Annotated in this window: 25 protein-coding genes; 17 read left to right on the forward strand and 8 right to left on the reverse strand. The window is 69.6% G+C overall.

Features of this window, described 5'->3' with window-relative positions; genetic code table 11:
• Nucleotides 1-2: 2 nt before the first annotated feature.
• Both ACWDA7_RS34725 and ACWDA7_RS34730 read left to right on the forward strand, forming a co-directional pair.
• Entirely contained in the window at nucleotides 3-92 is a 90-nt protein-coding gene (locus ACWDA7_RS34725; protein WP_450609650.1) for a DUF6221 family protein, read from the forward strand.
• 214 nt (nucleotides 93-306) lie between these two features.
• On the forward strand, nucleotides 307-519 hold the full coding sequence (locus ACWDA7_RS34730; protein WP_450609608.1) for a hypothetical protein: 213 nt from the start codon (nucleotides 307-309) through the stop codon (nucleotides 517-519).
• Between the two features lie 590 nt (nucleotides 520-1,109).
• Here ACWDA7_RS34730 and gvpJ read toward each other — a convergent pair.
• Both gvpJ and ACWDA7_RS34740 read right to left on the reverse strand, forming a co-directional pair.
• Nucleotides 1,110-1,517: a gas vesicle protein GvpJ gene (gene gvpJ / locus ACWDA7_RS34735; protein ID WP_450609610.1), complete on the reverse strand. Its 408-nt coding sequence runs from the start codon at nucleotides 1,515-1,517 to the stop codon at nucleotides 1,110-1,112.
• A 355-nt stretch (nucleotides 1,518-1,872) separates the two neighbouring features.
• Nucleotides 1,873-2,646 (reverse strand): DUF4232 domain-containing protein, encoded by a 774-nt coding sequence (locus ACWDA7_RS34740; RefSeq protein ID WP_450609612.1) that lies wholly within the window; start codon nucleotides 2,644-2,646, stop codon nucleotides 1,873-1,875.
• 292 nt (nucleotides 2,647-2,938) lie between these two features.
• On the opposite strand from ACWDA7_RS34740, the gene ACWDA7_RS34745 reads away from it, so the two are divergent.
• Together ACWDA7_RS34745 and ACWDA7_RS34750 are read left to right on the forward strand one after the other, a co-directional pair.
• Nucleotides 2,939-3,253, forward strand: a complete 315-nt coding sequence (locus ACWDA7_RS34745; protein ID WP_450609614.1) for a hypothetical protein — start codon at nucleotides 2,939-2,941, stop codon at nucleotides 3,251-3,253.
• Between the two features lie 406 nt (nucleotides 3,254-3,659).
• Nucleotides 3,660-3,959, forward strand: a complete 300-nt coding sequence (locus tag ACWDA7_RS34750; protein ID WP_450609616.1) for a hypothetical protein — start codon at nucleotides 3,660-3,662, stop codon at nucleotides 3,957-3,959.
• Nucleotides 3,960-4,118: 159 nt separating this feature from the next.
• Here ACWDA7_RS34750 and ACWDA7_RS34755 read toward each other — a convergent pair whose 3' ends face one another.
• Entirely contained in the window at nucleotides 4,119-4,736 is a 618-nt protein-coding gene (locus ACWDA7_RS34755; RefSeq protein WP_450609618.1) for a hypothetical protein, read from the reverse strand.
• Between the two features lie 115 nt (nucleotides 4,737-4,851).
• On the opposite strand from ACWDA7_RS34755, the gene ACWDA7_RS34760 reads away from it, so the two are divergent.
• From ACWDA7_RS34760 to ACWDA7_RS34770, 3 genes are all read left to right on the forward strand, one after another.
• Complete coding sequence (locus ACWDA7_RS34760) at nucleotides 4,852-5,253, forward strand: DUF6233 domain-containing protein (RefSeq protein WP_450609620.1); 402 nt, start codon at nucleotides 4,852-4,854, stop codon at nucleotides 5,251-5,253.
• A gap of 1,060 nt (nucleotides 5,254-6,313) precedes the next feature.
• Nucleotides 6,314-6,697, forward strand: a complete 384-nt coding sequence (locus ACWDA7_RS34765; protein ID WP_450609622.1) for a hypothetical protein — start codon at nucleotides 6,314-6,316, stop codon at nucleotides 6,695-6,697.
• A gap of 473 nt (nucleotides 6,698-7,170) precedes the next feature.
• Nucleotides 7,171-7,584 carry a hypothetical protein gene (locus ACWDA7_RS34770; RefSeq protein ID WP_450609623.1) on the forward strand — a complete coding sequence of 138 codons (414 nt, stop codon included), beginning with the start codon at nucleotides 7,171-7,173 and terminating at the stop codon, nucleotides 7,582-7,584.
• 27 nt (nucleotides 7,585-7,611) lie between these two features.
• On the opposite strand, the gene ACWDA7_RS34775 is transcribed toward ACWDA7_RS34770, so the two are convergent.
• Complete coding sequence (locus ACWDA7_RS34775) at nucleotides 7,612-8,325, reverse strand: hypothetical protein (RefSeq protein WP_450609625.1); 714 nt, start codon at nucleotides 8,323-8,325, stop codon at nucleotides 7,612-7,614.
• 73 nt (nucleotides 8,326-8,398) lie between these two features.
• On the opposite strand from ACWDA7_RS34775, the gene ACWDA7_RS34780 reads away from it, so the two are divergent.
• Complete coding sequence (locus ACWDA7_RS34780) at nucleotides 8,399-9,010, forward strand: transposase (RefSeq protein ID WP_450609627.1); 612 nt, start codon at nucleotides 8,399-8,401, stop codon at nucleotides 9,008-9,010.
• A 753-nt stretch (nucleotides 9,011-9,763) separates the two neighbouring features.
• Here the strand turns inward: ACWDA7_RS34780 and ACWDA7_RS34785 are convergent.
• A complete protein-coding gene (locus tag ACWDA7_RS34785; protein ID WP_450609629.1) occupies nucleotides 9,764-10,027 on the reverse strand; it encodes a GntR family transcriptional regulator in 264 nt (87 codons plus the stop codon).
• Between the two features lie 155 nt (nucleotides 10,028-10,182).
• Between ACWDA7_RS34785 and ACWDA7_RS34790 the strand changes: the two genes are divergently transcribed.
• Entirely contained in the window at nucleotides 10,183-10,572 is a 390-nt protein-coding gene (locus tag ACWDA7_RS34790) for a DUF6415 family natural product biosynthesis protein (protein WP_450609631.1), read from the forward strand.
• 280 nt (nucleotides 10,573-10,852) lie between these two features.
• Nucleotides 10,853-11,035: a hypothetical protein gene (locus ACWDA7_RS34795; RefSeq protein ID WP_450609633.1), complete on the forward strand. Its 183-nt coding sequence runs from the start codon at nucleotides 10,853-10,855 to the stop codon at nucleotides 11,033-11,035.
• 9 nt (nucleotides 11,036-11,044) lie between these two features.
• Here ACWDA7_RS34795 and ACWDA7_RS34800 read toward each other — a convergent pair whose 3' ends face one another.
• Together ACWDA7_RS34800 and gabT are read right to left on the reverse strand one after the other, a co-directional pair.
• Nucleotides 11,045-11,170, reverse strand: coding sequence for a hypothetical protein (locus ACWDA7_RS34800; protein ID WP_450609635.1), 126 nt, complete (start codon nucleotides 11,168-11,170; stop codon nucleotides 11,045-11,047).
• Between the two features lie 503 nt (nucleotides 11,171-11,673).
• Nucleotides 11,674-13,008: a 4-aminobutyrate--2-oxoglutarate transaminase gene (gene gabT, locus ACWDA7_RS34805; RefSeq protein WP_450609637.1), complete on the reverse strand. Its 1,335-nt coding sequence runs from the start codon at nucleotides 13,006-13,008 to the stop codon at nucleotides 11,674-11,676.
• 306 nt (nucleotides 13,009-13,314) lie between these two features.
• Here gabT and ACWDA7_RS34810 point away from each other — a divergent pair, with 306 nt between their 5' ends.
• The 4 genes from ACWDA7_RS34810 (at nucleotide 13,315) to ACWDA7_RS34825 (ending at nucleotide 21,277) form a co-directional block, all read left to right on the forward strand.
• Entirely contained in the window at nucleotides 13,315-15,432 is a 2,118-nt protein-coding gene (locus ACWDA7_RS34810; protein ID WP_450609639.1) for an ATP-binding protein, read from the forward strand.
• 167 nt (nucleotides 15,433-15,599) lie between these two features.
• Nucleotides 15,600-17,258, forward strand: a complete 1,659-nt coding sequence (locus tag ACWDA7_RS34815; RefSeq protein ID WP_450609641.1) for a PucR family transcriptional regulator — start codon at nucleotides 15,600-15,602, stop codon at nucleotides 17,256-17,258.
• Nucleotides 17,259-17,402: 144 nt separating this feature from the next.
• A complete protein-coding gene (locus tag ACWDA7_RS34820) occupies nucleotides 17,403-18,848 on the forward strand; it encodes an aldehyde dehydrogenase family protein (RefSeq protein ID WP_432933282.1) in 1,446 nt (481 codons plus the stop codon).
• Nucleotides 18,849-19,336: 488 nt separating this feature from the next.
• Nucleotides 19,337-21,277, forward strand: a complete 1,941-nt coding sequence (locus ACWDA7_RS34825; RefSeq protein ID WP_450609642.1) for an acyl-CoA dehydrogenase family protein — start codon at nucleotides 19,337-19,339, stop codon at nucleotides 21,275-21,277.
• A 107-nt stretch (nucleotides 21,278-21,384) separates the two neighbouring features.
• On the opposite strand, the gene ACWDA7_RS34830 is transcribed toward ACWDA7_RS34825, so the two are convergent.
• Entirely contained in the window at nucleotides 21,385-21,837 is a 453-nt protein-coding gene (locus tag ACWDA7_RS34830; protein WP_450609644.1) for a lamin tail domain-containing protein, read from the reverse strand.
• A 188-nt stretch (nucleotides 21,838-22,025) separates the two neighbouring features.
• Between ACWDA7_RS34830 and dxr the strand changes: the two genes are divergently transcribed.
• From dxr to ACWDA7_RS34845, 3 genes are all read left to right on the forward strand, one after another.
• The gene (gene dxr / locus ACWDA7_RS34835; RefSeq protein ID WP_450609646.1) at nucleotides 22,026-23,282 is read left to right on the forward strand and encodes a 1-deoxy-D-xylulose-5-phosphate reductoisomerase; all 1,257 of its coding nucleotides are present in this window, start codon (nucleotides 22,026-22,028) and stop codon (nucleotides 23,280-23,282) included.
• On the forward strand, nucleotides 23,279-24,583 hold the full coding sequence (locus tag ACWDA7_RS34840) for a M50 family metallopeptidase (RefSeq protein WP_450609648.1): 1,305 nt from the start codon (nucleotides 23,279-23,281) through the stop codon (nucleotides 24,581-24,583). Before dxr ends, ACWDA7_RS34840 begins: the two co-directional genes overlap by 4 nt.
• 168 nt (nucleotides 24,584-24,751) lie before the next feature.
• Nucleotides 24,752-24,930 (forward strand): flavodoxin-dependent (E)-4-hydroxy-3-methylbut-2-enyl-diphosphate synthase (locus ACWDA7_RS34845; protein WP_450609652.1); only part of this gene is annotated, 179 nt, incomplete at its 3' end.

The following is a 24,930-nucleotide window of genomic DNA, read 5'->3' on the forward strand; positions in this document are numbered from 1 at the left end:
AGATGATCGGTTCCCACGCGCCGGCCTGCCTTCGAGCCGTGGCGGCTATCTGGGCCGACCACCCCGACTACCGAGAGGAATGGACGCTATGAGCGCACGCTTCAGGTCCGGCCGGCCAGCTTTCCGCCTGTCGGGTTCGGCGCTGCGCCGCTCGTGCGTGCCCGGGCGGCGTGGTGTGGCCCGTGTGGGCGGGACTGCCTGAGCCTGCTGATGGGCCGGTCCTCGAGGGCTCGACCGCGCCGGGTGGGAGGTCTGCCTGGCGGCTGGGTTCGCGCACATGTCCGATGACAAGAAGGGAGGCCGACTGTGATCCAGTCTGGTGACCGCATCGACGTGGTCCTCGACGTCTTTGTCGAGGACGACGCGTACAAGGTGGTCATGTCGGGCGTCATCCGGCCCGGCCAGCCCGTACCGCCCCTCCCGGTGGGGGCGACCCGCAACATCGTCCGGACGTGGCTGGAGGCGCCGCGCAGTGTGCGCGCTTTCGCCATCGGGCGCACGGAGGACGGCCGAACGTGACCGCCGCTCGCGCCTGGTGGGCGCGGCGTGGCAAAGCTCCGGACACGGCTCCGTGGAGTGTTTGCGCTGGCTAGGAGCAGAGACCACAGTCGGGAGGAGGGAGACAGGAGAACATCGTGGTTGTCCTCGCCACATTTATGCTCATCATTGGGACGATCTTGCTTTTCCTCGGGACCATTTTGATCCTGGTCGGAGCTTCCTTGATTGCTATTGGAATGCTCTTGATCCTCATGGGGATGGCCTTGATCGCAACCGGTGCGGTCTTGCTCATCCGGAGGGCGTTGAGACGGCACCGCCACTCCGGATAGGTGTGCCACATGTGAGCTGTTCAGCCTGGCCAGCTGACAAGCACATCACCCGAAAGGGGTCGGCGCAGCCGCAGCTCCCTCGCCAGGGACGCCTTGCGCGTCACAGTGAGCGTCGTTGCGTCGAACCCGACATTTGTCGGATCCCTCAGGCCCGCCTCGCCCGCACCCTCATCGGGCGAGGCGGCCTTCCCGAAGGATGCGCATCGGGTGTGGCGGCTCGCCGATGGCGGTGTGCTCAGGCAGCGGGGTGTGAGCCGTGGATGATGCCGTAGACGTAGGTGATCATCGTTCCTCATCCCGGCGGTGGCGCGGCCGTGCGGTTTCCCTCTCGCGGCCCTCGTCGCGCGCCTGCTGGAAGGCATCGGAGATGGTCTGCGCAGCGCCGGACAGGGCACCCTTCGACTTGGCTTGACTGCCGGAACCGGCGAGCTGGCCACCGACGATCTCCGGGAGCCCGGCCGGCTTGCGCGGCCCTGCCTCCAGGTCCAGGCGGTTGCAAGCCTCGGCGAACCGCAGGTAGGTGTCCACGCTCGCCACCACGACCCGCACGTCGATCTTCAGGATTTCGATTCCGACCAGGGAGACCCGCACGAACGCGTCGATCACCAACCCTCGGTCGAGAACTAGCTCCAGTACGTCGTACAGGCCACTGGAACCTCCCCCGCCCCCGCCTGCTGCCACCACACTCACCCTGACCAGCTCCCTCGCCTATCCCGTGGCCCATCGCCCCAGCCCGGCGGCCGCATCCGGATGAGATCCGCGGACGCGACTGCCACCGGCGAACCCCACCGAGTAACCCCAGCCATCTGGATCAAACAAATGTGCGGTAAGGAGAGCGCAGCGCTGGCCGACGGGGTGGCCGTCGCCGCGTTCGTCCGCGACCACGTCGAGCGCCCGGCCGTCGAGCGGCACCCGGGGCCGCAAGGTCCCTGCACGTCGATGAGGCGATCCGCGCACACCGCTGGTACAGCGCCACCGTCGAGCGCCGACGCGCCTACCGGCGCAGAGTGAGCGTCATGGATGACTTGCCCACCGGCCGGATCGCTCAGCCGACGCCACCAGCCGCTCCGCCGGACGGCAAAAAAGGCTGGCCGATCGGGGTGAGCTGGATCCGTCCCCCGCACGCCCACATTTGCGCCAGCGGAGCGATGGTGAGCGGTCGGGAGTCGTCGGGAACCCAGATCCGGGCGCCATAGGGGGGATCCCAGCCCCGATCGCCGAGTTCGCATTCTGGACCCAGCTCGTATGACCAGAGCAGACCGTACGTGGTCTCGTTCCCCGGCGCGAGCACGACCGGCTCGGGCGTGAGCCCGGGGGCGCGCGTGACGGCCACCGATCTGGGTTCTGTCGTGTCCGGACCTTGGCCGCAGTCCGGGTTGCAGGCGACCGGTAGGCCGTCGCCGAAGACCGCCAGTCCCGCCCACCCCTGCAGCGAACAGGTGCCGTTGGAGCCGTTGCGCAGCACGACTTCTATGACTTGGTCGTCGGCATGGCCGCCGGGTTGCGGCCCGGGGCTTCCGGCCGTGGCCACCAGATCCGTCGAGCGGCACCTGGGTACGGCCGCCGGCGGTGGTGCCTGCCGAACCGTCGGTGCCGCAGCCACGTGCGTCGGCTTGGCCTCAGCGCTGCGCGAAGGTAGAGGCGGCGGCGACCGCCGCGGCGAAGGTGAGGGCGGCGGCGTCGACGGCGAAGGGAGAGCCGACGCGGCGTGAACCGGCGTGCCCGCTGGTTCCGATTCGTACGCGGGCTCCGCCGCACACCCCACCAAGGCGCCGAACAGCACGGCGGCCGCCAGGACCCGCCCCCCAGAGATCTTCACGCGGAGAATCTAGGCACATCCCGCACGGCTCCAACACACCCTGAGCCACTTGTTCAACGCTCCTTAACTCCAAGATCAGATGCGCCGACCACACCGAGCCTCAGCAGGCCAGGACGGAGATCGCCGAGGCCATCGGCGTCCGGGTCCATGATCTGCCGGGCCTGCGGCTGACCGCCGAGGCTGGTGAGGACGGCCGGCTGTCGGGATGGCAGTTCGCCTGATCCGGAAGCCTGGTGCATCAGGATCCGGACACCACCGCAGTTGAAAACGCGCAGGCTAGGAGGTGGACGATTTGACTCGTCTAGAGAAGCGACTGGCGGGCTTCCTGTTGGCTCTGGTGGTGGTGGCGGTGGTTGTTTACGCCGCGGTGCATGGGGGTGGCGGTGGTACCGCGGGCCTGGACAAGCGGAGCTACAAGGCGGGGTACGACTCCTTGAGGGGTGCGAATCTGCCGCCGAGCGTTGCGGGCCGGAGGGCGGACGAGGCGCAGTGCGACATCTCGTGGCGTTCCTGGGCCAACGGCGTCAACGATGCCGACACGTACGACAGGCATAGCTGGGTCGTGGGGTGCGCCGACTACCTCGAATTCAAGAAATCCCGCTTCTAGCCCGCCTTGGGGAGGGGTTGTGGCCCACACATTCCGCACTTTTCGTTCTGCATATGCCTGAACGACTGGCCAAAGGATCACCGATCGGCGAACGCGTGGCCAACGCTTCACCCTTCAGAGGGAACGACGGCGCGGTGTCCGCGCCGGTACATTCCGCGACACCTCGACACCTTGCCCCGCAGCGCAGGAGTCGAGCCCGCGCCCCGCCCGCCTCCGTCTCCCTCATTTCGGGGCGGGCGGGGCCACTCATCCCCCCGGACACCACGGCATTACCGCTAGTAGCCGAAGAAAGCTTTCCGTAATGAACGCGTCACCGTCTTCCACAGCGGACTCACAGCCTCCGCACCCCCGACACACTGGGGCGGCCTGCCACCCCCCTCGCCGAAGTCATATTCGGGAGATCCACGTGAACAACACCGCCCGCCCCAACTGGGCGAGACCACCTGCGCCCCAACCACCCGGCTGGGCAAAGGCCGTCGCCCTGCTCGCCGGAGTCGTGGCCGCCGTCTGGGTCACCTGGTGCAGCGCCATCGCCCTCATCGGCGGCACCATGCCCCTGGTCGACTATCACACGGGCAGGAGCGTGCCCACCTTCCTGCTGATGCTCTTCATCGGCGAGCCGATCCTCATCGCGGTCGCCTACTGGACGGTCATGCTCGCCACGCGGCCCATCGCCTTGGCCACTACAAGGCGCACGGAGCACTGAACCTACGCCGTCCCTGGACGGGCCCCACCAGCCACCCAGGCTGGTGGGGTCGAACGAGTGATCAGTCCATCCCCTGCGGGGACCGACACGTCCGAAGTACCTCGCCCCCCTCGCCTCCCGTGCAACAGTCAACTGGCGCCATCCATCACACGGCTCCCGTCAGGCCCGCCCCGTAACCCTCACCCACGGGGCGGGCCCGCCGCCGGGCACCACCCAGCAGTCAGGCTCGCCACCCTGGCACGGCCACACCTCGGGGCCACCGCCGTGCCACTCGATGAGGTCCGATTCGGCCACGTCCAGCTCATCCCCGCCCACCAGCCCGGCGTGTTGCAGGAACACCATCAACTCGTGCAGCGAGGACGCCGTGCCCAGGAACGCGTCATCGACGCACACGCGGCGGCCGCCCGATCCGCAGGGCGCCGCCACGATCACGCAATACTCCACCATGACTCCACCTTCCACCCGCACGAGCCGGACCGTATTCCCAGGTGTGAACTTCCAGAGCCCGGGTACGCGCGCCTGGTGCCGCCCCCGCTTCCCGAACTCGTTTCCGAGGTCACGCGCGCTCTCACGCAGGCGGGCTTCGACCTGGCCGATGACCCCGACGACCGTTGCCCGGGTTTGCGGGTGACGGCGGCTCCATCCGGGGTCTTGATCAAGTGGACAGCTTCGGACGGCCTCACCGCTCTGGCTGCGGAACAGCCGAAAACCTCCAGCAACAGCGTGCAAGCCGTCGTGCAGGTTGCGGTCTCGGCCCTGCTCGTGCAGCTCGGACATACGGTGGCGGCAGCCCCGGACGGCACCCATCGACTCGTGATGGCTGGCAGCCCCCGGCCCTCCGACCGGTAACAGGTCCCCGCGGTCCTGCGGGCCTAATGCTTGAATCGACCGCATGAGCCAGCTGCCACCGGATCCCGCGCGTCTGCGCCTGATCCTCGAGTGGCTCGACGAGCAGATCGCCCACAACGACACGGTGGCCACATACCTGAAGGCGCAGCACGCCACCGTCACCGAAGCCCTCGCCCAGGCAGAGGGCGAGCAGCAGCCCGCCCAGCAGCCACCGACACCGTCGGCGAAACCGCCGCGCCTGACCGGGCTGCCGACCTTCACCGGCGATCGCGGGCCCGGCTTCAAGGCCGTCGAGCGGGGTGACCTGGTGTCGCTGCACCTCGCCGACTGCGACGTCGACGACGGCCCGACTCGCCGCGTCGACGCGCACGAGGCCGTTGCCGCGCTGCGCGACGGCCTGGCCGCGTGCATCATGTGCCGACCGGACCTCGAGCTCGGCGACTGACGGCGCTGTCGTGGACGCTTCGGTCGGCGCCGAAAATCGGCCAATCGGCGAAATCGCAGGCCAGTAGTGCCTAGCGGAAGTTAGCGGTAGTTCGCAGATACGCACCTGTGGCCATGGGTGGCCATGTGTGGCCACCCACTGACGTGGGGAAATGGCTGGATGGCTGAGAGCTCTGGCAGATGCTGGCAGATTCGGACGGACCCGTCGTACAGTCCGTGGTCTCCGGATACGACGAGGAAAAGAACCACGTCATGCCGAGAATGTGGTCACAGTCACAGACGGGCCGGTGAATGAGGCATTCCGGTGAGCCTCAGTTCCCTTGAGCTCCCTTGAACTTCCTTGAGTTCTACTAAGTAGGCTCACCCCGGCCATCGAATGATGACTTGGCGTCACATCTCATGCGTGGCGAGTAGTTGTGTGTCTTTGGCGCCCTACGGCTCTGCCAGCGCCTCGTACACTCAGGAATGCAGAAGGACCCCATCCCCAAGGCGAGTTGTCCAGACGGGCCTCGGGAGGGGTCCCTGCGCGATGCCCCGTCCGATCAGGCAAAGAAAGGAACCTAAAGGAACACCATGAGGCAGCGTAACAACTACTTCCCACCTAGGGACAGTCGACTGCGCCGTATAGTCCGTCACCTGCGGGAATGGCGCGCACGCCACGGACGCACTGTTCGGGATCAGATGATCCGCGGCGCCGCGTACGGCGTCGGCTCGGGCGCGGTCAGCCTGCTGGTGCTCTGGGTCCAGACCCGGCACTGACCCGAGAACAGATCGGCAATCGGCCCCCGGCCACACAGGCTGCGGGGCCGATCCTGCTCCAGGCCGGCCGCAAGCTCGACCGGGGGAGGGGCCGAGCGGCACTGACCGGCGACCTGGGCGCCCGTGCCACGCCACGTGTTGGGCGCCCGCCGACGGCGCCAACCTCTCCGGAGCGTACGCCGGGGAGCGCACAGTCCGGTCAGGCGCTCGGCTCTTCGCCGTATAGACGGCCCCGGTGGACGGGACGACATTGAGGGATACCAACCGCGTTGCCGAGCACCACACTCGGAAGGGAGCACGCAATGACCGAGGCGGCAGAACGCGAGCAAGCCCAAATCCTGGAAGCCGAACTGAACGAAGCCGCGATAGCGCACCTTGCTGGGGCTGCGAGGGAGGGGCTGAGCCCGACGTTGATCGCCGGGAACGGGTTCTCCTACCGGCACAACTGGGGAGCCTTAAACGGCTGGTGGATCCTCAATCTCCACGGGAGCGTCATCATCCCGGACACGCGCGTCTTCGTGGCGGCGAGCGAGGGACCGACTCGCGACGGCGGCAAGTTCATTGGCGCCGCGCACTACACCGTCCACAACGTCGCCCCCGACAACGGTGTGGTGTCGATACTTCTGCACGTCGACTGGGGGTCGCCGATCGGCGTGGTCGTCGACTACCTCTTCGTCACCCCGTAGGGACAAGAGCGTGAGGGAGGCCTGGGCGCCACTGCCACGTGGTGCGCCCAGGCCGGCCTCTTGGGTTGCGAGCAAGGGCAGACCCGGCACGGGGGGAACCGAGCCTGCCCCTGCACGATGGCGCCTGCTGCCTCCCCCCGGAGTGTAGGCGCCTGACCCCGCCCGGGGTCACTACCTTCAGCGGCCGGTGCGGCTGGGGTGTCACGGCTGACGGCAGATGGTTGCAGGGTCAACACTCCTGTGAAGAGAGTCCCTTGCGTATCGCACAACCAGGTCACGCCCCCTCCGCACCAGCCGTGCACTGAGACGGCGTGTCGAAGGCGCCCCAGAGAACCCGCCTCTGTACACACCGTCTCCACGGTCTTCGCGAGCGACAGGCATTGGCACTGATGGTGAACCCCGCCCGGATTGTGGGTCCCCGAGGGGGCGAATAGCCTAGTTGCAGGGGGTCGGTTCGATCAGAGGAGCCGCCCATGAGTAAGAACAGAAACCGCGCCTGGCGCGCGACGGGTGTCGTAACCGTACTCGCCACGGCCGCCGCGATTGCCTCCGTCGCTCCGGCTGAGGCTCAGTCCACCGCTCAAGTAACCGCGTATACCTACGACGGTTGGGGTGGCGGAACCATCACCAGCCAGCCCGCCGGAATCAACTGCCACCAATTCGCGTGGGATCCGTACGGAACTGAAGCCCCGCCGAATCCGAACCCGACTGGCACTTGCACCGCGAGCTTCCCGGTCGGCACGACGGTCCACTTCACCGCCACAGCCGACCCAGGTTCTTTCGTCGACTTCCCCCCTGATCCGAATCCCGTGACCATACGGGCCGGCTACAACTACACGGGGGTTGTGTTCTGCCCGACCGACGGCCTCTGCTTCCCAGGGGGCTAGGGCCCGTCTTCAAACGGCGCGCATTGTTCACATGCTGAGGTGTGCTTGGCGCACGAGCCGAGGTGTGGACACGTGGCCATCGCGAAGAACCGAGGCCTCTACGAGCACGGCGACGTCAGAAGGCAGCGACCGGCTGGCGCCGTTCTCGGCCAGCCAGCGGGCTGCAGCCACGGTGCCGTAGGTGGACCAGCCGCCGATGAGTACGACGCGCTTGCTCGGGTTGAGGGGGCTCGGGGCTCTGACGATGTAGCCGCAATCGCGTACGACCTCGCCGTCCGTGGCGTCTCCTGCGTAGTCGGTGTCCTCCCAAGTGATAGCTCCTGCGCTCAGCCGGAAGGGCAGTACTTCTGCCATGGCTTCCAGGATGCGGTGAGCGGCCTCGTTGTTCTTCGGTCCTCCCAGGACGAGCAAGTCGTGCTCCATCTCGTGACCCGGGAGGTGCGCCGACAGGCGGACCCTCTCCAAGTCGAGGTCACGGTAGGCGTGGGTGAGGGAGGGGATGAGCACGGACAGCGCCCGGACCTGCCCCAGACCGGCTACGGGTCGTTGGTAGCGGCCGGTGTCGATGTGCGAGGTGTCCAGGACGATGGAGAGCTCGCTGGCGCCCAGGTAGCGCCAGGTGCGGCGGGCAGGCAGCCGTCTGACCACGAACCAGCGCGCCAGGCCGCCGATGCCGGTGAGTACTGCAGCTACCAGCGCGCTGAGAATCTGCGAGCCTACAGCCCCCGCAATGGTGCCCATGTCGATCTCCCCCTCCATTCGGGCAGACCTTAGCGTTCACGCTCCAAGCCGCCAATCTTAGGATCATGGCGGGGTGCATCGGCATGAACTCACTGACCAAGAGGGGGAGTTGCTCGCTCCGTCGATACCCCGGGCCGGGACCGGCCGTCTCCGGGTGGATGACCGGCGGATCCTCAACGGCATGGCGTTCAAGATCCGTACCGGGATCACCTGGCGGGACCGGCCCGAACGCTTCGGCCCTTGGAAAACGGTCTACACGCGCTTCCGCCGCTACGCTCTGCATGGCGTGTTCACGCGAGCTCTGCAGCAGCTCCAGGCATGGGCGGACGCGGCCGGGGACATCGACTGGCTGGTACAGATCGACTCCACTCTCGTCCGCGCCCATCAGCATGCCGCCGCCACTGGGCGAAAAGGGCGCAGCGTCGGACAGGCAGCCGACGCTCTGCCTATCCAGGGCGGCCCCAACGCCTTGGGCCAAACCCGACCCCGAGCAGGCGCGGGAGTAGCCGCACACCCAGGAGCCTGGCTACGAGCCCTCGCAAGGGGCAGGCGTACCGGGCGGCTTGCCGTGCACCGCCTGCGTTGGGGGCCGCGCGAACCCATGCGCCCGGGAGGGGTAGAACCCCGGCCATGCGTAGTGTCTGGGCCGTCATGGCTCAGCAACAGCCATTCCTACCTGGACTAACCCCGGGCATGCTGGGCCAGTGAACGTCGACGCGCGCTCCTCAACCTCGCCGACGGGCTCGCAGCCGTTTCAGCAGCCGACACAGAGGCGTTCAACGCGCCGGAAGGGGAAGTCCATGGCTGTCTACATCACCGCGGCAGGGGAGCGGTACCACGCTCACCCCGAATGCGCGCACATCATCGGTCCACAGAACACGGCACGCACCATGGGGTGGACCGTTCACCCTGTCGAAGAGGTAACCCTCGCCGAGGCCACGCAGCGAGGCAAGGCGCGGCCATGTCCCACTTGCGGTGGCACATCCTGACCGCCCGGGACGCCGCCGCCCGCACCGAACATGGCTGCTGAGCCCCCATCGATACCCACCGGGGAGAGAGGCCTGGGCGTCACCGCCACGTGGACATGCCCAGGCCTCCCACGCGAGCAAGGGCAGACCCGCCACGGGGGGAGACGGGCCTGCCCCTGCACGATGACGCCTGCTGCCTCCCCCCGGAGTGCAGGCGCCTAGCCCCGCCCGGGGTCACTCCATTCAGCGGTCCGTGAGACTGGGGTGTCACGGGTGACGGCCGATGGTTTCATGATCACCACGCTTGTGGAGACCTGCGCACACTACCGTCACGCTTCGATCACCACCGGGCACACTGGTGCTGTGACCACCGCACACACGGGTCGCGACGGCCGCCCCCTCGTCGCCACAGACCAGGCCGCCTACTCACTCAGCATGCGCCCGGGCCAGTTCCGCGCCTGGTCATGCCCTCACTCGGCCGGCGGCCGGTCGACGACGAACGTGCCGCGCGCGGGCAGCGTGACGACGAGCCCGCGCTCACGCAGCTCCCTGACCGCGCGCCGCGCGGTCAGGTAGGCGACACCGTACAGCTCGGCGAGGTCGCGCTCGGCGGGCAGCATCGCACCCGGTGGGATGGTGCCCGCCTCGATCTGTGCGGCAAGGTCGTCGGCGACTTGCACGTAGACGTACACGGGCCGCGTCGGATCGATCCGGCCACTGCGGTCACGGTCCATACATTCGAGCATGTGGCAGTGTTCGGCTACGCGTAGAGCTGGAATGCGCTGCACGGCTGCGTATAGCAGTGCATAGCGATATGGTGAAGAGCGAGGACCCCCGCGACCGTGCGACCGGCCCGGGGGCATGGCCCACGCTTCAAGGGAGCGTCGACATGCGACACCGTACCGCCGCGCCACCCAGCGCCGTAGATCAGGCCCCGCCAGACCTCGCCACGATGCGCGAGGCCGTCGACAGACTGCTCGACCCGGACGCCGTCCCCGTGGCCCTGCCGCCGGCTCCCGACGAGCTGGAGGCGCTGACGCTCCAGCTGCGCGGGCACCTCGACCTGCTGATGCCCACGGTCGAGGAGCTGGCCGCCCGGCTGGGGAAGAACAGCATCCCGAGGTACTGCGCGCTCGCCTGTGTCGGTGAGGCCCGCCTCCGGCTCAAGGAGGAGCCGAGCTCGGCCATAGGCGGAGCTCTGGCGCACGCCCGCCGTCTGGCCCGCGTCCTGAACGCCCTGTGCGACCACTTCGAGGCCCTCGCCCGGGCCGCGCCGTGAAGTCGATCATCGGCCTGCTCGTGTACGTGGCGGTCGTGATCGCCCCCGTCCTGGCTCTGGTGCTGGCCCGCACACCGCGCTAACACACCCCATAGACCCCGCCTCTTCCGTGCTCCGCAAGACACGAAGAGTCGGGCCCGCCCGTCCCGTCGCAAGGCTCCGCAAGACCTTCGGCGGGGCGGGTCCCAAGCCCCCCGCTCCGGCTCCCCAACCCTGGACAGGTCAAGCAGCCGGAGCGGGGCCCAACCCCCGCCGGTGCCTCCGGCGGTACCCTGCGCCCATGCTCACGCCGCCTGAAATCACCCGCACCACCTGTGGTGGCTGCGGCGCCCTCGTGGAAGGCCTGAACGAGCGCTACAGCTGCACGGTCTGCGGCTGGGTCAACCAGTGGGATGACTCGACGTCCCCGCTGCCAGCGGCAGAAGACGATCCGGACTACCCCGGCCCGCGCCGCCGCCGCTGACGGCCACCCTTACAGCCCCTCTTGTCCGCTTCCCTCGTGGCGGCCGGGAGGGGCTTCGTCGTCCACGAGGGCGAACACGCGGACGCCGAGCGCGTCGGCGATGAGCAGGAGGTCGACCAGCGTGGGGCCAGACATGCCGAAGGGCCAGCGCAAGGGGGGAGTGCGCTGGCCCTTCGGGGGACGCCCGTCCCGGCTACTTCCCGAGACCTACTTGCGAAGGTACTACGGGGGTTGGTTCCGGGGCGGCCGTCAGGATCGGTGTGCCGCCCGCCCCGGGGGGTTTGGGGCGTGCGGCCGTCCGATCGGTGAGGAGATTCGGAGCCGAAGGCCCCGGGTGTGTGCGCGAGGGCACGACCAGGTCGAAGCTGGGGAGGCCTCGGCCCGATGTCACCCACAGTCCCCTGTGGGCAGGGTGTTTCTCTCATCTGGGTAGAACCTACGACAGGGGGAACCACTCCGACAGCAGGAAACGCGCCCTGCCATCCACCTCGCACACCTTCTTCACACGCTCTGACCCCTGCCCCCTCCGGCTCGGCCCCACGGCGGGCGCGGGGCCGGGGAGGGCAGGGGATCAGGAGCACGCATCCTGTGGCTCAGCTGGGAGTTTCCTGTGAGCGCGAGGTTATTTCCCGGGTGCGTCAGATGCGTGCGAAAGCCTGCTCGATGATGTCGAGGCCCTCGTTCAGCAGATCCTGACCGATGACGAGCGGGGGCAGGAAGCGCAGCACGTTGCCGTAGGTGCCACAGGTCAGGACCAGCAGGCCCTCCTGGTGGCAGGCCTTGGCGAGCGCGCCGGTCGCCTCCGGGTTCGGCTCCTTGGTGGTGCGGTCCTTGACCAACTCGATCGCGATCATGGCGCCGCGGCCGCGCACATCGCCGATGACGTCGAACTTCTCGGCCATCGCCGTGAGGCGGGCCTTCATGGTCGCCTCGATCTCCTTCGCGCGGGCGTTGAGATCGAACTCCTTCATCGTCTCGATCGCGCCGAGAGCGCCAGCGCAGGCGACCGGGTTGCCGCCGTAGGTGCCGCCCAGGCCGCCCGCGTGCGCGGCGTCCATGATCTCGGCGCGACCGGTCACGGCGGCGAGCGGCAGACCGCCCGCGATGCCCTTGGCGGTGGTGATCAGGTCCGGGACGATGCCCTCGTCCTCGCAGGCGAACCACTGGCCGGTGCGGCAGAAGCCGGACTGGATCTCGTCGGCGACGAAGACGATGCCGTTGTCCGTGGCGAACTTGCGCAGCGCGGGCAGGAAGCCCTTCGCCGGCTCGATGAAGCCGCCCTCGCCGAGCACCGGCTCGATGATGATGGCGGCCACGTTGTCGGCGCCGATCTGCTTGGTGATCTGGTCGACGGCCTGGGCGGCGGCCTCGGGGCCGCAGTTCTCCGGACCGGTCGGCCACCGGTAGGCGTACGCCATCGGCATGCGGTAGACCTCGGGCGCGAACGGGCCGAAGCCGTGCTTGTACGGCATGTTCTTGGAGGTCAGGGCCATCGTCAGGTTGGTCCGGCCGTGGTAGCCGTGGTCGAAGACGACGACCGCCTGGCGCTTGGTGTAGGCACGGGCGATCTTGACGGCGTTCTCGACGGCCTCGGCGCCCGAGTTGAACAGCGCGGACTTCTTGGCGTGGTCGCCGGGCGTGAGCTCGGCCAGCGCCTCGGCGACGGCCACGTAGCTCTCGTAGGGCGTGACCATGAAACAGGTGTGCGTGAAGTCCTGCAGCTGCGCCGACGCGCGGCGTACGACGGCCTCGGCGGAGGCGCCGACCGATGTCACCGCGATGCCGGAGCCGAAGTCGATCAGACGGTTGCCGTCGACGTCCTCGATGATCCCGCCGCCCGCGCGCGCGGTGAAGACCGGCAGCACGGAGCCCACGCCCTGCGCGACCGCCGCGGTACGGCGGGCCTGCAGTTCCTGCGACTTCGGGCCGGGGATGGCGGTAACGACGCGGCGCTCCTGGGGAAGTGCGGTCATGGGGGCTCCCTGAGATCGTGCGAACCCGACCCGGAGCAGCCGGTGCACCGGCGTGCCAGTGGGCGGCGGGGTCGGGCGGGGGTGTTTTTCGGACGCTTACCTTCTTTTCTCGCAGGTTAAGACCGGTCGCCGGGGGTGGGCATGCTCCATGTGGGCGCCTTGGCCGTGGCTGCTTGTCCGCACTGGACATAGCGCCGTGGGTCGCGGCTTCGCGGGTGCGGCCGTGTAAGCGGTGAACTCCCCTTGCGGGGGCGTTAGATTGACTCGCTGATGGTGCAGGGAGCGGCTGGTCAGGGGGCAAGAGCGATGGACAGCGACGGGACGCAGGACGCGCGCGGCACACGGGCCAATCCCGTGCCGCGTCCGGCCGGGCCGCCTCAGGTGCCGCCCCGGCCGGCGCACGCCCCCGGGGCACCGCCCCGGCCGGACGGCGGGGCGTTCCTGGCCTGGCTGCGCGCGCCGCGGCCGGAGACGGCGCCCGGCGTGTGGCGTCTCGGGCACCGGCCGCGGCCCGAGCAGGAACCCGAGCGGACGCCGACGCGGCAGCTGATCAGCGGGGCGCTCATCGCCTTCCTGGTGGGCTGGCTGATCTGGTCGCTGCTGTGGAACGGCTACCTCGGCGGCTGGTGGGTCGTGCCGCTCGAACTGTTCACTCCGGACTCCTGGCGTCACAGCGACGACCGCGTCGGCAACGCCTTTCTCTGGTACGGCTACTACACGGTCATCGCCCTCGCCATCATGACCGTCGTCGGCAAGCTCGGCCGCTGGGGCGAGCTCTGGCGGCGCTTCGGCCCGCCGGCCTGGCGCGCCGCCGCCCCGGTCAGCGAGCGGCCCCCGGCGCCGGAGGACGACCCGGCCCAGTGGAACCAGCTGCGCGCCGCCGGTGCGGGCGACGCCGCCGACCGGCTCGCCGCCGACGCGCGCGCCGGACTCATGGGCGACGTGGACCACGCCCGGGTGGCCCGCGCCTGGCAGGGTGTGCTCAACGGCCGGCACAGCCTCGCCTCTTTCACCGGCGCGGTCCTCAAGGACGGCGCCGCCGCCTGCCTGCACCCCTCGGGCGAGCGCGACCTGCCCGCCCGGCTCGGCCGGCACGACCTGATGACCGGGCAGGTACGGCTCGGCTCGACCGTCGACGACACCCGCAACCCCTACGCCTACCGCGGCACGGGCCTCGCCCTCGGCCCCGAGCTGCTCGGCACCTCGCTGGTCGCCGTCGGCCCCGCGGGCTCCGGCAAGACCGGCTCGGTCGTATGGCCGCTCGCCGAGTCGCTGTGCCTGCACGCGCTCGCCGGCCGGGCCGCGGTGGTCGTGGTCGGCGCGGCCGGTGCCGGGCTCGGCCCGGCGGACGCCTACGACGTCGTCGTACGCATCGGCCATCCCGAATCGGTGTACGACCTGGACCTGTACGGCGGGACCAGCGACCCGGACGAGGCGGCGGCCGTGCTCGCCGAGGCGCTCGTGGGCGACCTCGCCGATCCGCACCCGGGCGGGGACAGCCGCCGCTCGACCACCGTGCTCGCCCAGTTGCTCGGGCCGTACCGGGCCGTGCACGGCCGGTTCCCGTCCGTGCCGGAGCTGCGTCAGCTCCTCGACGGAGCCCCTGGACCGCTGTCGGCGTTGCGCAAGGCCCTTCAGGACACCGGACAGGACTCGCTGCTGCGCGAGCTCGACGCGCGCGAGCGGCAGTCGGGGCATCCCGGCGACGTGGGCGGCGTCCTGGCGGACCGGGTCGCGCTGCTCGACCGGCCGGCGTTCGCCGCCTTCTTCGACACCTCAGGGCAGTCCAGACCCTTCTCCCTGCGCGCCCTCGACCACCCGGTACGGGTCAGGATCGACCTGCCCGAGCGCGGCCACGCCGACGCCTCGCGGATCCTGGCGCGGCTGGTCCTCGCCCAGTTCACGGCCAGCGTCGCGACCCGCGAGGACCGGTCGTTGTTCGCGTGCCTGGTGCTCGACGACGCGACGGGTGCGGTGACCCCCGAGACTGTGCGCGGCATCCAGCGGCTGCGGTCCGCGAACGCCGGGGTGGTCCTGACCCTGCGCACCCTCGACGACGTCCCCCGGCCGCTGCGGGGGCCCCTGCTCGGCGCCACCGGTTGCCGGATGGCGCTGTCCGGGCTCACTCCCTGGGACGGACAGGACTTCGCCGAGGTCTGGGGGAAGGAGTGGATCGAGACGCGGGACGTCACGGACCGGCAGATCATCGCGGAGACCCCGGCGGGCAAGGCGCTGCACATGCTGCGGCGGGTGATCACCGGGCATGCGCCCACCGCGCGAGCCGTGACCGTCCGCCAGGTCGAGCGCGAGCGCTGGTCCGCGTCCGAACTGGCGCACGCGGTCCCGCCCGGCCACGCGGTGCTGTCCCTGACGAATGTGCAGGGCGAGCATGCCCCCCCGCTCCTCGTGGACCTGCGGAGCTGAGACAGCCGGCCCGGGACGTCCGGGGTTCTGGGCACGCGGCGACCGTACGGTGAGGCAGAATCGACATAGCTCGTTCATACGTGGCGGCCAAAGGATCACAAAGATCACACAGTCCGTGGCCGCCATGGATTTCGTGCAGACCCTGTCCGTACCGACCTGAAGGCCTCATGCCTCCCACGCTCGCCTCGCTCGTCCACCACTCCGCGCTGAAGCTCACCGTGCGCGCGGGCGAGGACCGCCTGGACGTGCCCGTCCGCTGGGCGCACGTCAGCGAGCTCGCCGACCCGGTGCCCTACATGGAGGGCGGCGAGCTGCTGCTGATCACGGCGCTGACGCTGGACGCCGACGACCCCGAGGCCATGAGCCGCTATCTGAAGCGGCTCGTGGGCGCGGGCGTGGTCGGGCTCGGGTTCGCCGTCGGGGTGAACTACGACGAGATCCCGAAGGCCCTCGTGGACGCGGCGCGGGAGGAGGGGCTCCCGCTGCTCGAGGTGCCCCGCCGCACCCCCTTCCTCGCCATCAGCAAGGCCGTCTCCGCCGCCATAGCGGCCGATCAGTACCGCGCCGTGACCGCGGGGTTCGCCGCCCAGCGCGAGCTGACCAAGCAGGCCCTGAACGACGGCCCCGAGGGACTGCTCGCCGCGCTCGCCGGGCAGGTGGACGGCTGGGCCGCGATGTACGACGCCTCCGGCGCCGTCGTCGCGGTCGCACCCGAGTGGGCGGAGCGGCGGGCGGCCCGGCTCACCGCCGACGTGGAACGGCTGCGGGAGCGGCCCGCCCCGGCCAGTTCCGTGGTCGCGGGGCCGAGCGGCGAGGACCGGGTCGAGCTGCACTCCCTCGGCACCGGCCGGCGCCCGCGTGCGGCGCTCGCCGTGGGCACCGCGGCCGCGCTGGGCACCGCCGAGCGGTACGCCGTGCACTCCGCCATCGCCCTGCTGACCCTCACCACCGAGCGGTCCCGGTCCCTGCACGCGGCCGAGCAGCGGATCGGGGCGGCCGTGCTGCGCATGCTGCTCGCCGGTCAGCCCGACCACGCGCGGGCGGTGGCCGGGGACCTGTACGGCGGCCTCCTCGACGCGCCCTTCCGGCTGATCCTCGCCGAATCGGCGTCCGCGTCGGCGGCCCGGGCGCACGCCGACGGGCACGCACGTGTGGCGCCCGTGCCGCAGACCGCCGTGACGCCGCCGTCGGTCGAGACGAACGGCGATCCGCTCGGCGGGCTCACCGAGACCCTGGAGTCCGCCGCCGCCCGCTCCGGGGAGGCCGTGCTCGTCGTACCCGACGGGGAGCGGCTCGTGGTGCTCGCCGTCGACGGGGGCGCGACCGTGGCCGCCTGCCAGGAGTACGTCCAGGCGGCGCGGGCCGCCGCGGTGGAGCAACCGGCCGCCGACGAGGGCGAACTGGTGGTGGGGCTTTCGGCGCCCGCCGGGCCGATCGCCGTCGCGGCCGCCTACAAGCAGGCCGAGCAGGCGCTGTCGGTGGCCCGGCGGCGCGGCCGATCTCTGGTCGAGCACGAGGAGCTGGCGGCCGGCTCCGTCGTGCCGCTGCTCGCGGACGACGCCGTGCGCGCCTTCGCGGACGGTCTGCTGCGCGCGCTGCGCGAACACGACGCCACGGGGCGGGGCGATCTGGTCGCCTCGCTGCGCGCCTGGCTGTCCCGCCACGGCCAGTGGGACGCGGCGGCGGCCGACCTCGGCGTCCACCGCCACACGCTGCGCTACCGGATGCGACGGGTCGAGGAGATCCTCGGGCGCTCGCTCGACGATCCGGACGTGCGAATGGAGCTGTGGCTGGCGCTCAAGGCGTCCGCCTCGGCGGGCGAGTGACGGCCACCGGACCGCGGCTGTACAACCCGTACTAGCCCCGCACCCCACTGCTACGCACCGGACAAACGACCCATCGCCCACCCGGCCCTACCGTGGAGCTCGAACTTCATGGAACACCAACTTCGGAAGGGCCGGGACTCGCACATGACTTCCACCCACGCCTTCTGGCTCGCCGGCCGCCAGGCCACCGGTGAGACCACCTTCGACGTCACCTCCCCGTGGGACGGCCGGCTCGTCGGCAAGGTCAGCGTCCCGACCGAGGCCCAGGTCGAGGAGGCCGTGGCCGCCGCTTACGCCGTGCGCGACGAGTTCGCCGCCACCCCGGCGCACGTCCGGGCCGCCGCGCTCGACCATGTGTCGAAGCGCCTGGTTGAGCGCACCGAGGAGATCGCGCAGCTGATCTCCGCCGAGAACGGCAAGCCCATCAAGTGGGCCCGCGGTGAGGTCGGCCGCGCCGTGTCCGTGTTCCGCTTCGCGGCCGAGGAGGCCCGTCGTTTCAACGGCGGCGAGGCCCAGCGCCTCGACACCGACGCCGGCGGTCAGGGCCGCCTCGCGCTGACCCGCCGCTTCCCGAAGGGCGTCGTCCTCGGCATCGCGCCGTTCAACTTCCCGCTGAACCTGTGCGCCCACAAGGTCGCCCCGGCCATCGCCGCCGGCGCCCCGATCATCCTGAAGCCGGCGCCCGCCACCCCGCTGTCCGGCCTGATCATCGGTGACCTGCTCGCCGAGACCGACCTGCCCGCCGGCTCCTGGTCGATCCTTCCGGTCGCCAACGACCGCATGCCCGCGCTGGTCCAGGACGAGCGTCTGCCGGTCATCTCCTTCACCGGCTCCGACAAGGTCGGTTACGCGATCATGGACTCGGTGCCGCGCAAGCACCTCACCCTGGAGCTCGGCGGCAACGGCGCGGCCGTCGTCCTCGCCGACTACGCGAGTGACGAGGACCTGGACTGGGCCGCGAACCGCATCGCCACCTTCTCCAACTACCAGGGCGGCCAGTCCTGCATCTCCGTGCAGCGCGTGATCGCCGACGCGTCGGTCTACGACCGGCTGCTCCCGCGTATCGTCGCCGCCGTCGAGGCGCAGGTCACCGGTGACCCCTCCGACTCCGCCACGGACGTCGGCCCGCTGGTCAGCGAGGACGCGGCCAAGCGCGTGGAGTCCTGGGTCGAGGAGGCGGTCGGTGCGGGCGCCAAGCTCCTGACCGGCGGCAAGCGGGACGGCGCCGCCTACGCACCCACCGTCCTGACCGAGGTGCCGGCCGATGTGACCCTCTTCTGCGAGGAGATCTTCGGGCCGGTGCTCACGGTGCAGAAGGTGGACGGCGAGGCCGAGGCCTTCGCCGCCGTCAACGACTCCAAGTACGGCCTCCAGGCGGGCGTGTTCACGCACGACCTCCAGGTCGCCTTCCGTGCCCACCGTGCCCTCGAGGTCGGCGGCGTCGTCATCGGCGACGTGCCCTCCTACCGCGCGGACCAGATGCCGTACGGCGGCGCCAAGCAGTCCGGTGTCGGGCGTGAGGGCGTCAAGTTCGCGATGGACGACTACACGTACGAGCGCGTGCTGGTCCTGACGGGCCTGGCTCTCTGACGCCACGTTCACACCGACGGCCGGAGCCCGCTGTGCGGGGGCTCCGGCCGTCGGCGTACGTCCACACATCCCGAGCCGAGCACGCCGACAGGGACAGCGTCATATGCAGGCATTGTGGATATTTGGCATGCAATATGTTTCTTCATTCCTCCAAGGTCAGACCACCCCGCGAGTCACCCTGTCGTGGGCGAGCCGTGCGGGGGCACCGGTCGTCGGGGCCCGGTGTCGCAGGTCGTGGCCGCCGAGGCCTTCAAGAGCCCGGGTCGACTTGACACCAGGGCCAGTTCGGCGGATGTCGGCCGAGGCGTTTTCCCGGGCGGGTGGTTGCGCGAGGACTGGTGGCGGCGCCCGGATTGGGGTACCAACGATCGAGTAGCACCGGTCAGTAACGTACGCCCGCAAGATCGCCGTACGGCGCGCTTGGTCGTCGTACGACTTCTTGATCGAAGTACGCCCCATTGATCCCGATTCGCGGCGAGGTGAGCCTCATGTCCGCACCAACAGCCCCCACCCCCAAGCCCACCGTCACAGAGCGTGAGGCCCGTCAGGTCGCCGAGGCCGCACGCCAGCAGGACTGGCACAAGCCCAGCTTTGCCAAGGAGCTGTTCCTCGGCCGTTTCCGGCTCGACCTCATCCACCCCCACCCGCTGCCCACCGACGAGCACGTACAGCGCGGCGAGGAGTTCCTCGCCAAGCTGCGCGACTTCTGCGAGACGCAGATCGACTCCGCCCGCATCGAGCGGGAGGCGCGGATCCCCGACGAGACGATCGACGGGCTCAAGGAGCTCGGCGCCTTGGGCATGAAGATCGACACGAAGTACGGCGGTCTCGGCCTCACCCAGGTGTACTACAACAAGGCGCTCGCTCTGGTCGGCTCCGCGAGCCCGGCGATCGGCGCGCTGCTGTCCGCGCATCAGTCGATCGGCGTACCGCAGCCGCTCAAACTCTTCGGCACCCAGGAGCAGAAGGACACCTTCCTGCCCCGCTGTGCCCGCACCGACATCTCGGCGTTCCTGCTCACCGAGCCGGACGTGGGTTCGGACCCCGCCCGTCTCGCCACCACGGCCGTCCCGGACGGGGACGACTACGTGATCGACGGCGTGAAGCTGTGGACCACCAACGGCGTGGTCGCCGATCTGCTCGTCGTCATGGCGCGCGTGCCCAAGTCCGAGGACCACAAGGGCGGTATCACCGCGTTCGTCGTCGAGGCCGCGTCGGAAGGCGTCACCGTCGAGAATCGCAACGCCTTCATGGGGCTGCGCGGCCTCGAGAACGGCGTCACGCGCTTCCACCGTGTGCGCGTCCCGGCCGCCAACCGCATCGGACCTGAGGGCGCGGGCCTCAAGATCGCGCTCACCACGCTGAACACCGGCCGGCTCTCCCTGCCCGCGATGTGCGTGGGCGCGGGCAAGTGGTGCCTGAAGATCGCCCGGGAGTGGTCGGCGGTCCGCGAGCAGTGGGGCAAGCCGGTCGCGCTGCACGAGGCGGTCGGTTCGAAGATCTCCTTCATCGCGGCGACCACCTTCGCCCTGGAGGCGGTCGTCGACCTCTCCTCGCAGATGGCCGACGAGGACCGCAACGACATCCGCATCGAGGCCGCCCTCGCCAAGCTGTACGGCTCGGAGATGGCCTGGCTGATGGCCGACGAGCTGGTCCAGATTCGCGGCGGCCGGGGCTTCGAGACGGCTGAGTCCCTCAAGGCCCGCGGCGAGCGGGCGGTGCCGGCTGAGCAACTGCTGCGCGACCTGCGTATCAACCGGATCTTCGAGGGCTCCACGGAGATCATGCACCTGCTGATCGCACGCGAGGCGGTGGACGCCCACCTGTCCGTGGCCGGTGATCTGATCGATCCGGACAAGTCCCTGGCCGACAAGGCGAAGGCCGGTGCGAACGCCGGTGTCTTCTACGCCAAGTGGCTGCCGAAACTGGTCGCGGGTCAGGGTCAGGTCCCGGGTGCGTACGGCGAGTTCCGCCAGGAGGTCGACCTCTCCTCGCATTTGCGGTACGTCGAGCGCAGTGCCCGCAAGCTGGCCCGCTGCACGTTCTACGGCATGTCCCGCTGGCAGGGCCGCATGGAGACCAAGCAGGGCTTCCTGGGCCGGATCGTGGACATCGGCGCCGAACTGTTCGCGATGAGCGCGGCCTGCGTGCGGGCCGAGCACCTGCGCCGCTCGGGGCAGCACGGACGCGAGGCCTACCAGCTCGCCGACGTCTTCTGCCGGCAGTCCCGCATCCGCGTCGAGGAACTGTTCGGCCGGCTGTGGGCCAACACGGACGACCTCGACCACAAGGTGGTCAAAGGAGTGCTGTCCGGTACCTACGAGTGGCTGGAGGACGGCGTCGTCGACCCGTCCGGCGAAGGCCCCTGGATCGCGGACGCGACGCCCGGCCCGAGCCGCCGGGAGAACGTGCACCGTCCGATCCGGTGACGGCGGCATCCCCGCGCCCCTTTCGGGGCGCGGGGAACCGCGCGATCAACCACGGGTGACCGGCGGGCGACGCATGACGCGCGGCCCCGGTCGCTTGCTCGCGGGGCTCAGCAGTACTTCTCGCTGGGGTCCCGCGTCGTCCACGAGCAGGAGTCGACCTTCGAACCGTTCGACTTCGTCAGCGTCGCCGTGTCGCTCGTGTTGTTCCAGACGTACCAGCGACGGTTCTGGTACTTGTCCGCGGTGGTGTCCTTGCCCCGGCCGGTGTGCACCTTCATCGTCTTGTGCGCACCGATCTTCACGTTGGGGAACGTGTACCGGTGGTTCGAGGCGTCCTTCAGGATCCAGCCCTTCAGCGAGACCGCCGAGGAACCGTTGTTCTTGATCTGGACCCATTCGGCGTTCAGGCTCTTGTTCGAACCGTCGTCCTTGCCGGGGCTGTCGAACCAGACCCGGTAAATGGTCACCCCACCCGCGGCCTGCGCGGGAGTGGCCAGGAATGCCGTGCTCGCCAGGGCCACGGCGCCCGCGAGAGCGGGCAGGGCGGCGCGAATGCGCATGAAGATCCCCCCCAAGGATGTCGTCCTCCGGCCGGTCTTCCACCGGCCAGGATTGAAGTGTTATCACAAGATCTTCACTGGAGCTTCACAAGAGGCGATTCTGCCTCGCCCGGCAGCGAGGGCGGATATGGCACACGCGTGAGGGATGCCCTGTCCTCACGTCGGCGCCGTACCGCAACAATGGAGGCATGAGCGACAGTCCAGCCCCTCTTGCCGACCCCCATCTCGTCTTCGACTCCGTGGACGGAGTGCGGGAGGTCGTGATCCTCGGCTCCACCGGCTCGATCGGCACCCAGGCCATCGACCTCGTGCTGCGCAACCCCGACCGCTTCCAGGTCACCGCGCTCTCGGCCAACGGCGGCCGGGTCGGACTGCTCGCCGAGCAGGCCCGCCGACTGCGCGTGCACACGGTCGCCGTCGCGCGCGAGGACGTCGTGCCGGCCCTGCGGGAGGCTCTCAGCGCCCAGTACGGCCCCGGAGAGGCGCTCCCCGAGATCCTCGCCGGACCCGAGGCGGCGACCCGCCTGGCCGCCTCGGACTGCCACACGGTCCTGAACGGCATCACCGGCTCCATCGGCCTCGCGCCCACCCTCGCCGCCCTGGAGGCGGGCCGCACGCTCGCGCTCGCCAACAAGGAGTCGCTCATAGTCGGCGGCCCGCTGGTGAAGGCCCTGGCCAAGCCTGGCCAGATCATCCCGGTCGACTCCGAGCACGCCGCCCTCTTCCAGGCCCTCGCCGCCGGCACCCGCGCCGATGTGCGCAAGCTCGTCGTCACCGCCTCCGGCGGCCCGTTCCGCGGCCGGACTAAGGCCGAGCTGGCCGACGTCACCCCCGAGGACGCCCTCGCCCATCCCACCTGGGCGATGGGCCCGGTCATCACGATCAACTCGGCGACCCTGGTGAACAAGGGCCTGGAAGTGATCGAGGCGCACCTGCTGTACGACATTCCCTTCGATCGCATTGAGGTGGTCGTGCATCCGCAGTCGTATGTCCACTCGATGGTGGAATTCACGGACGGATCGACGCTGGCGCAGGCGACGCCCCCGGATATGCGGGGGCCGATCGCCATCGGACTCGGCTGGCCCGAACGGGTGCCCGATGCGGCGCCCGCCTTCGACTGGAGCAAGGCCTCCACCTGGGAATTCTTCCCGCTCGACACCGAGGCGTTCCCCTCGGTGGGACTCGCCCGGCACGTGGGTGAGCTCGCGGGCACGGCCCCGGCAGTGTTCAATGCGGCAAATGAGGAGTGCGTCGACGCGTTCCTGAACGGCAGCCTGCCGTTTCTCGGGATCATGGATACGGTCACACGGGTGGTGGAGGAACACGGCACCCCTCGTAAGGGAACTTCTCTGACCGTCGCGGACGTCCTCGAAGCGGAGGCCTGGGCGCGCGCCCGGGCGAGGGAACTGACGGCGCAGACGGCAACCGCGGAGGCTCGTGCATGACGACCCTGATGATGATCCTCGGCATAGTCGTCTTCGCGTTGGGCCTGCTGGTCTCGATCGCCTGGCACGAGCTGGGGCATCTGTCGACGGCCAAGCTCTTCGGTATCCGGGTGCCGCAGTACATGGTCGGCTTCGGCCCGACCGTCTGGTCCCGCAAGAAGGGCGAGACCGAGTACGGCGTCAAGGCGATTCCGCTCGGCGGCTACATCCGCATGATCGGGATGTTCCCGCCGGGGCCGGACGGCCGGATCGAGGCCCGCTCCACCTCGCCGTGGCGCGGGATGATCGAGGACGCCCGGGCCCAGTCCTTCGAGGAACTGCAGCCCGGTGACGAGGACCGCCTCTTCTACACGCGCAAGCCGTGGAAGCGGGTCATCGTCATGTTCGCGGGCCCCTTCATGAACCTGATCCTCGCCGTGGCGGTCTTCCTCGGCGTGATGATGACCTTCGGCGTCCAGACCCAGACCACCACGGTCTCCAAGGTCTCCGACTGCGTCATCCAGCAGAGCGACAACCGCACCAAGTGCGTGAAGGACGACCCGGCCGCTCCCGCCCGGGCCGCCGGACTCAAGCCCGGCGACAAGATCCTCGCGTTCAACGGCGCACAGGTGCAGGACTGGTCCATGCTCCAGTCCGAGATCCGCGCCAACCCTGGCAAGGACGTCACGCTCACGGTCGAACGCAAGGGCCAGAAGGTCGACCTGCACGCCCGCCTGATCAAGAACCAGGTGAGCAAGACGGACGGCAACGGCGGCTATGTCGAGGGCAAGTACGTGTACGCCGGCTTCCTTGGCTTCACACCCGCCGCCGGCATCGTCCCGCAGTCCTTCGACCAGTCCGTGCAGCGCATGGGCGACATGATGGAGAACGGCGTCGAGTCGCTGATCTCCCTGCCGGGCAAGATCCCGGCGCTGTGGGACGCGGCCTTCGGCAATGCGCCCCGCCAGCCGGACTCCCCGATGGGCGTGGTCGGCGCGGCCCGAGTCGGCGGTGAGGTGTTCACCCTCGACGTCCCGCCGTCCCAGCAGATCGCGATGATGCTGCTGCTCGTCGCGGGATTCAACCTGTCCCTGTTCCTGTTCAACATGCTTCCGCTGCTCCCGCTCGACGGCGGGCACATCGCGGGCGCCCTGTGGGAGTCGCTGCGCCGGACCGTGGCCAAGGTACTGCGCCGCCCGGACCCGGGCCCCTTCGACGTGGCGAAGCTGATGCCCGTGGCGTACGTGGTGGCTGGGATCTTCGTCTGCTTCACCATCCTGGTGCTGATCGCGGATGTGGTTAACCCGGTGAAAATCTCCTAGCCACTCGGTGTTGGCGGCGGCCGGGGAGACTTCTTCCCGGCCGCCGCCCATTGGGTGGGACTAACGGACCGTGATGTGCTGGCGTCCGGGCCCGTGGCGTAATCTCAAGGCTTGGAGCCCGTCGTTCCGGGACCGGACCTTGATCCACAATTTGGGGTTGCACAGCAGATGACTGCGATTTCACTTGGCATGCCGTCCGTTCCGATCAAGCTCGCCGAGCGCCGGAAGAGCCGGCAGATCCAGGTCGGATCCGTGGCGGTGGGCGGTGACGCCCCGGTGTCGGTGCAGTCGATGACGACGACTCGTACGTCGGACATCGGTGCCACGTTGCAGCAGATCGCGGAGCT

The sequence above is a fragment of the Streptomyces sp. NPDC001156 genome, assembly GCF_053598275.1.

What these genes read in the sequence shown, in the direction of transcription:
- ACWDA7_RS34815 (WP_450609641.1), top strand. Translation starts at nt 15,600, where the DNA reads ATGCCTCCCACGCTCGCCTCGCTCGTCCACCACTCCGCGCTGAAGCTC.
- ACWDA7_RS34830 (WP_450609644.1), bottom strand. Translation starts at nt 21,837, where the DNA reads ATGCGCATTCGCGCCGCCCTGCCCGCTCTCGCGGGCGCCGTGGCCCTG.
- ACWDA7_RS34795 (WP_450609633.1), top strand. Translation starts at nt 10,853, where the DNA reads ATGCTCACGCCGCCTGAAATCACCCGCACCACCTGTGGTGGCTGCGGC.
- ACWDA7_RS34775 (WP_450609625.1), bottom strand. Translation starts at nt 8,325, where the DNA reads ATGGGCACCATTGCGGGGGCTGTAGGCTCGCAGATTCTCAGCGCGCTG.
- ACWDA7_RS34785 (WP_450609629.1), bottom strand. Translation starts at nt 10,027, where the DNA reads ATGGACCGTGACCGCAGTGGCCGGATCGATCCGACGCGGCCCGTGTAC.
- ACWDA7_RS34725 (WP_450609650.1), top strand. Translation starts at nt 3, where the DNA reads ATGATCGGTTCCCACGCGCCGGCCTGCCTTCGAGCCGTGGCGGCTATC.
- ACWDA7_RS34800 (WP_450609635.1), bottom strand. Translation starts at nt 11,170, where the DNA reads ATGTCTGGCCCCACGCTGGTCGACCTCCTGCTCATCGCCGACGCGCTC.
- ACWDA7_RS34765 (WP_450609622.1), top strand. Translation starts at nt 6,314, where the DNA reads ATGACCGAGGCGGCAGAACGCGAGCAAGCCCAAATCCTGGAAGCCGAA.
- gabT (WP_450609637.1), bottom strand. Translation starts at nt 13,008, where the DNA reads ATGACCGCACTTCCCCAGGAGCGCCGCGTCGTTACCGCCATCCCCGGC.
- ACWDA7_RS34810 (WP_450609639.1), top strand. Translation starts at nt 13,315, where the DNA reads ATGGACAGCGACGGGACGCAGGACGCGCGCGGCACACGGGCCAATCCC.
- ACWDA7_RS34820 (WP_432933282.1), top strand. Translation starts at nt 17,403, where the DNA reads ATGACTTCCACCCACGCCTTCTGGCTCGCCGGCCGCCAGGCCACCGGT.
- dxr (WP_450609646.1), top strand. Translation starts at nt 22,026, where the DNA reads ATGAGCGACAGTCCAGCCCCTCTTGCCGACCCCCATCTCGTCTTCGAC.
- ACWDA7_RS34790 (WP_450609631.1), top strand. Translation starts at nt 10,183, where the DNA reads ATGCGACACCGTACCGCCGCGCCACCCAGCGCCGTAGATCAGGCCCCG.
- ACWDA7_RS34760 (WP_450609620.1), top strand. Translation starts at nt 4,852, where the DNA reads ATGAGCCAGCTGCCACCGGATCCCGCGCGTCTGCGCCTGATCCTCGAG.
- ACWDA7_RS34840 (WP_450609648.1), top strand. Translation starts at nt 23,279, where the DNA reads ATGACGACCCTGATGATGATCCTCGGCATAGTCGTCTTCGCGTTGGGC.
- ACWDA7_RS34770 (WP_450609623.1), top strand. Translation starts at nt 7,171, where the DNA reads ATGAGTAAGAACAGAAACCGCGCCTGGCGCGCGACGGGTGTCGTAACC.
- ACWDA7_RS34825 (WP_450609642.1), top strand. Translation starts at nt 19,337, where the DNA reads ATGTCCGCACCAACAGCCCCCACCCCCAAGCCCACCGTCACAGAGCGT.
- ACWDA7_RS34755 (WP_450609618.1), bottom strand. Translation starts at nt 4,736, where the DNA reads ATGTCCGAGCTGCACGAGCAGGGCCGAGACCGCAACCTGCACGACGGC.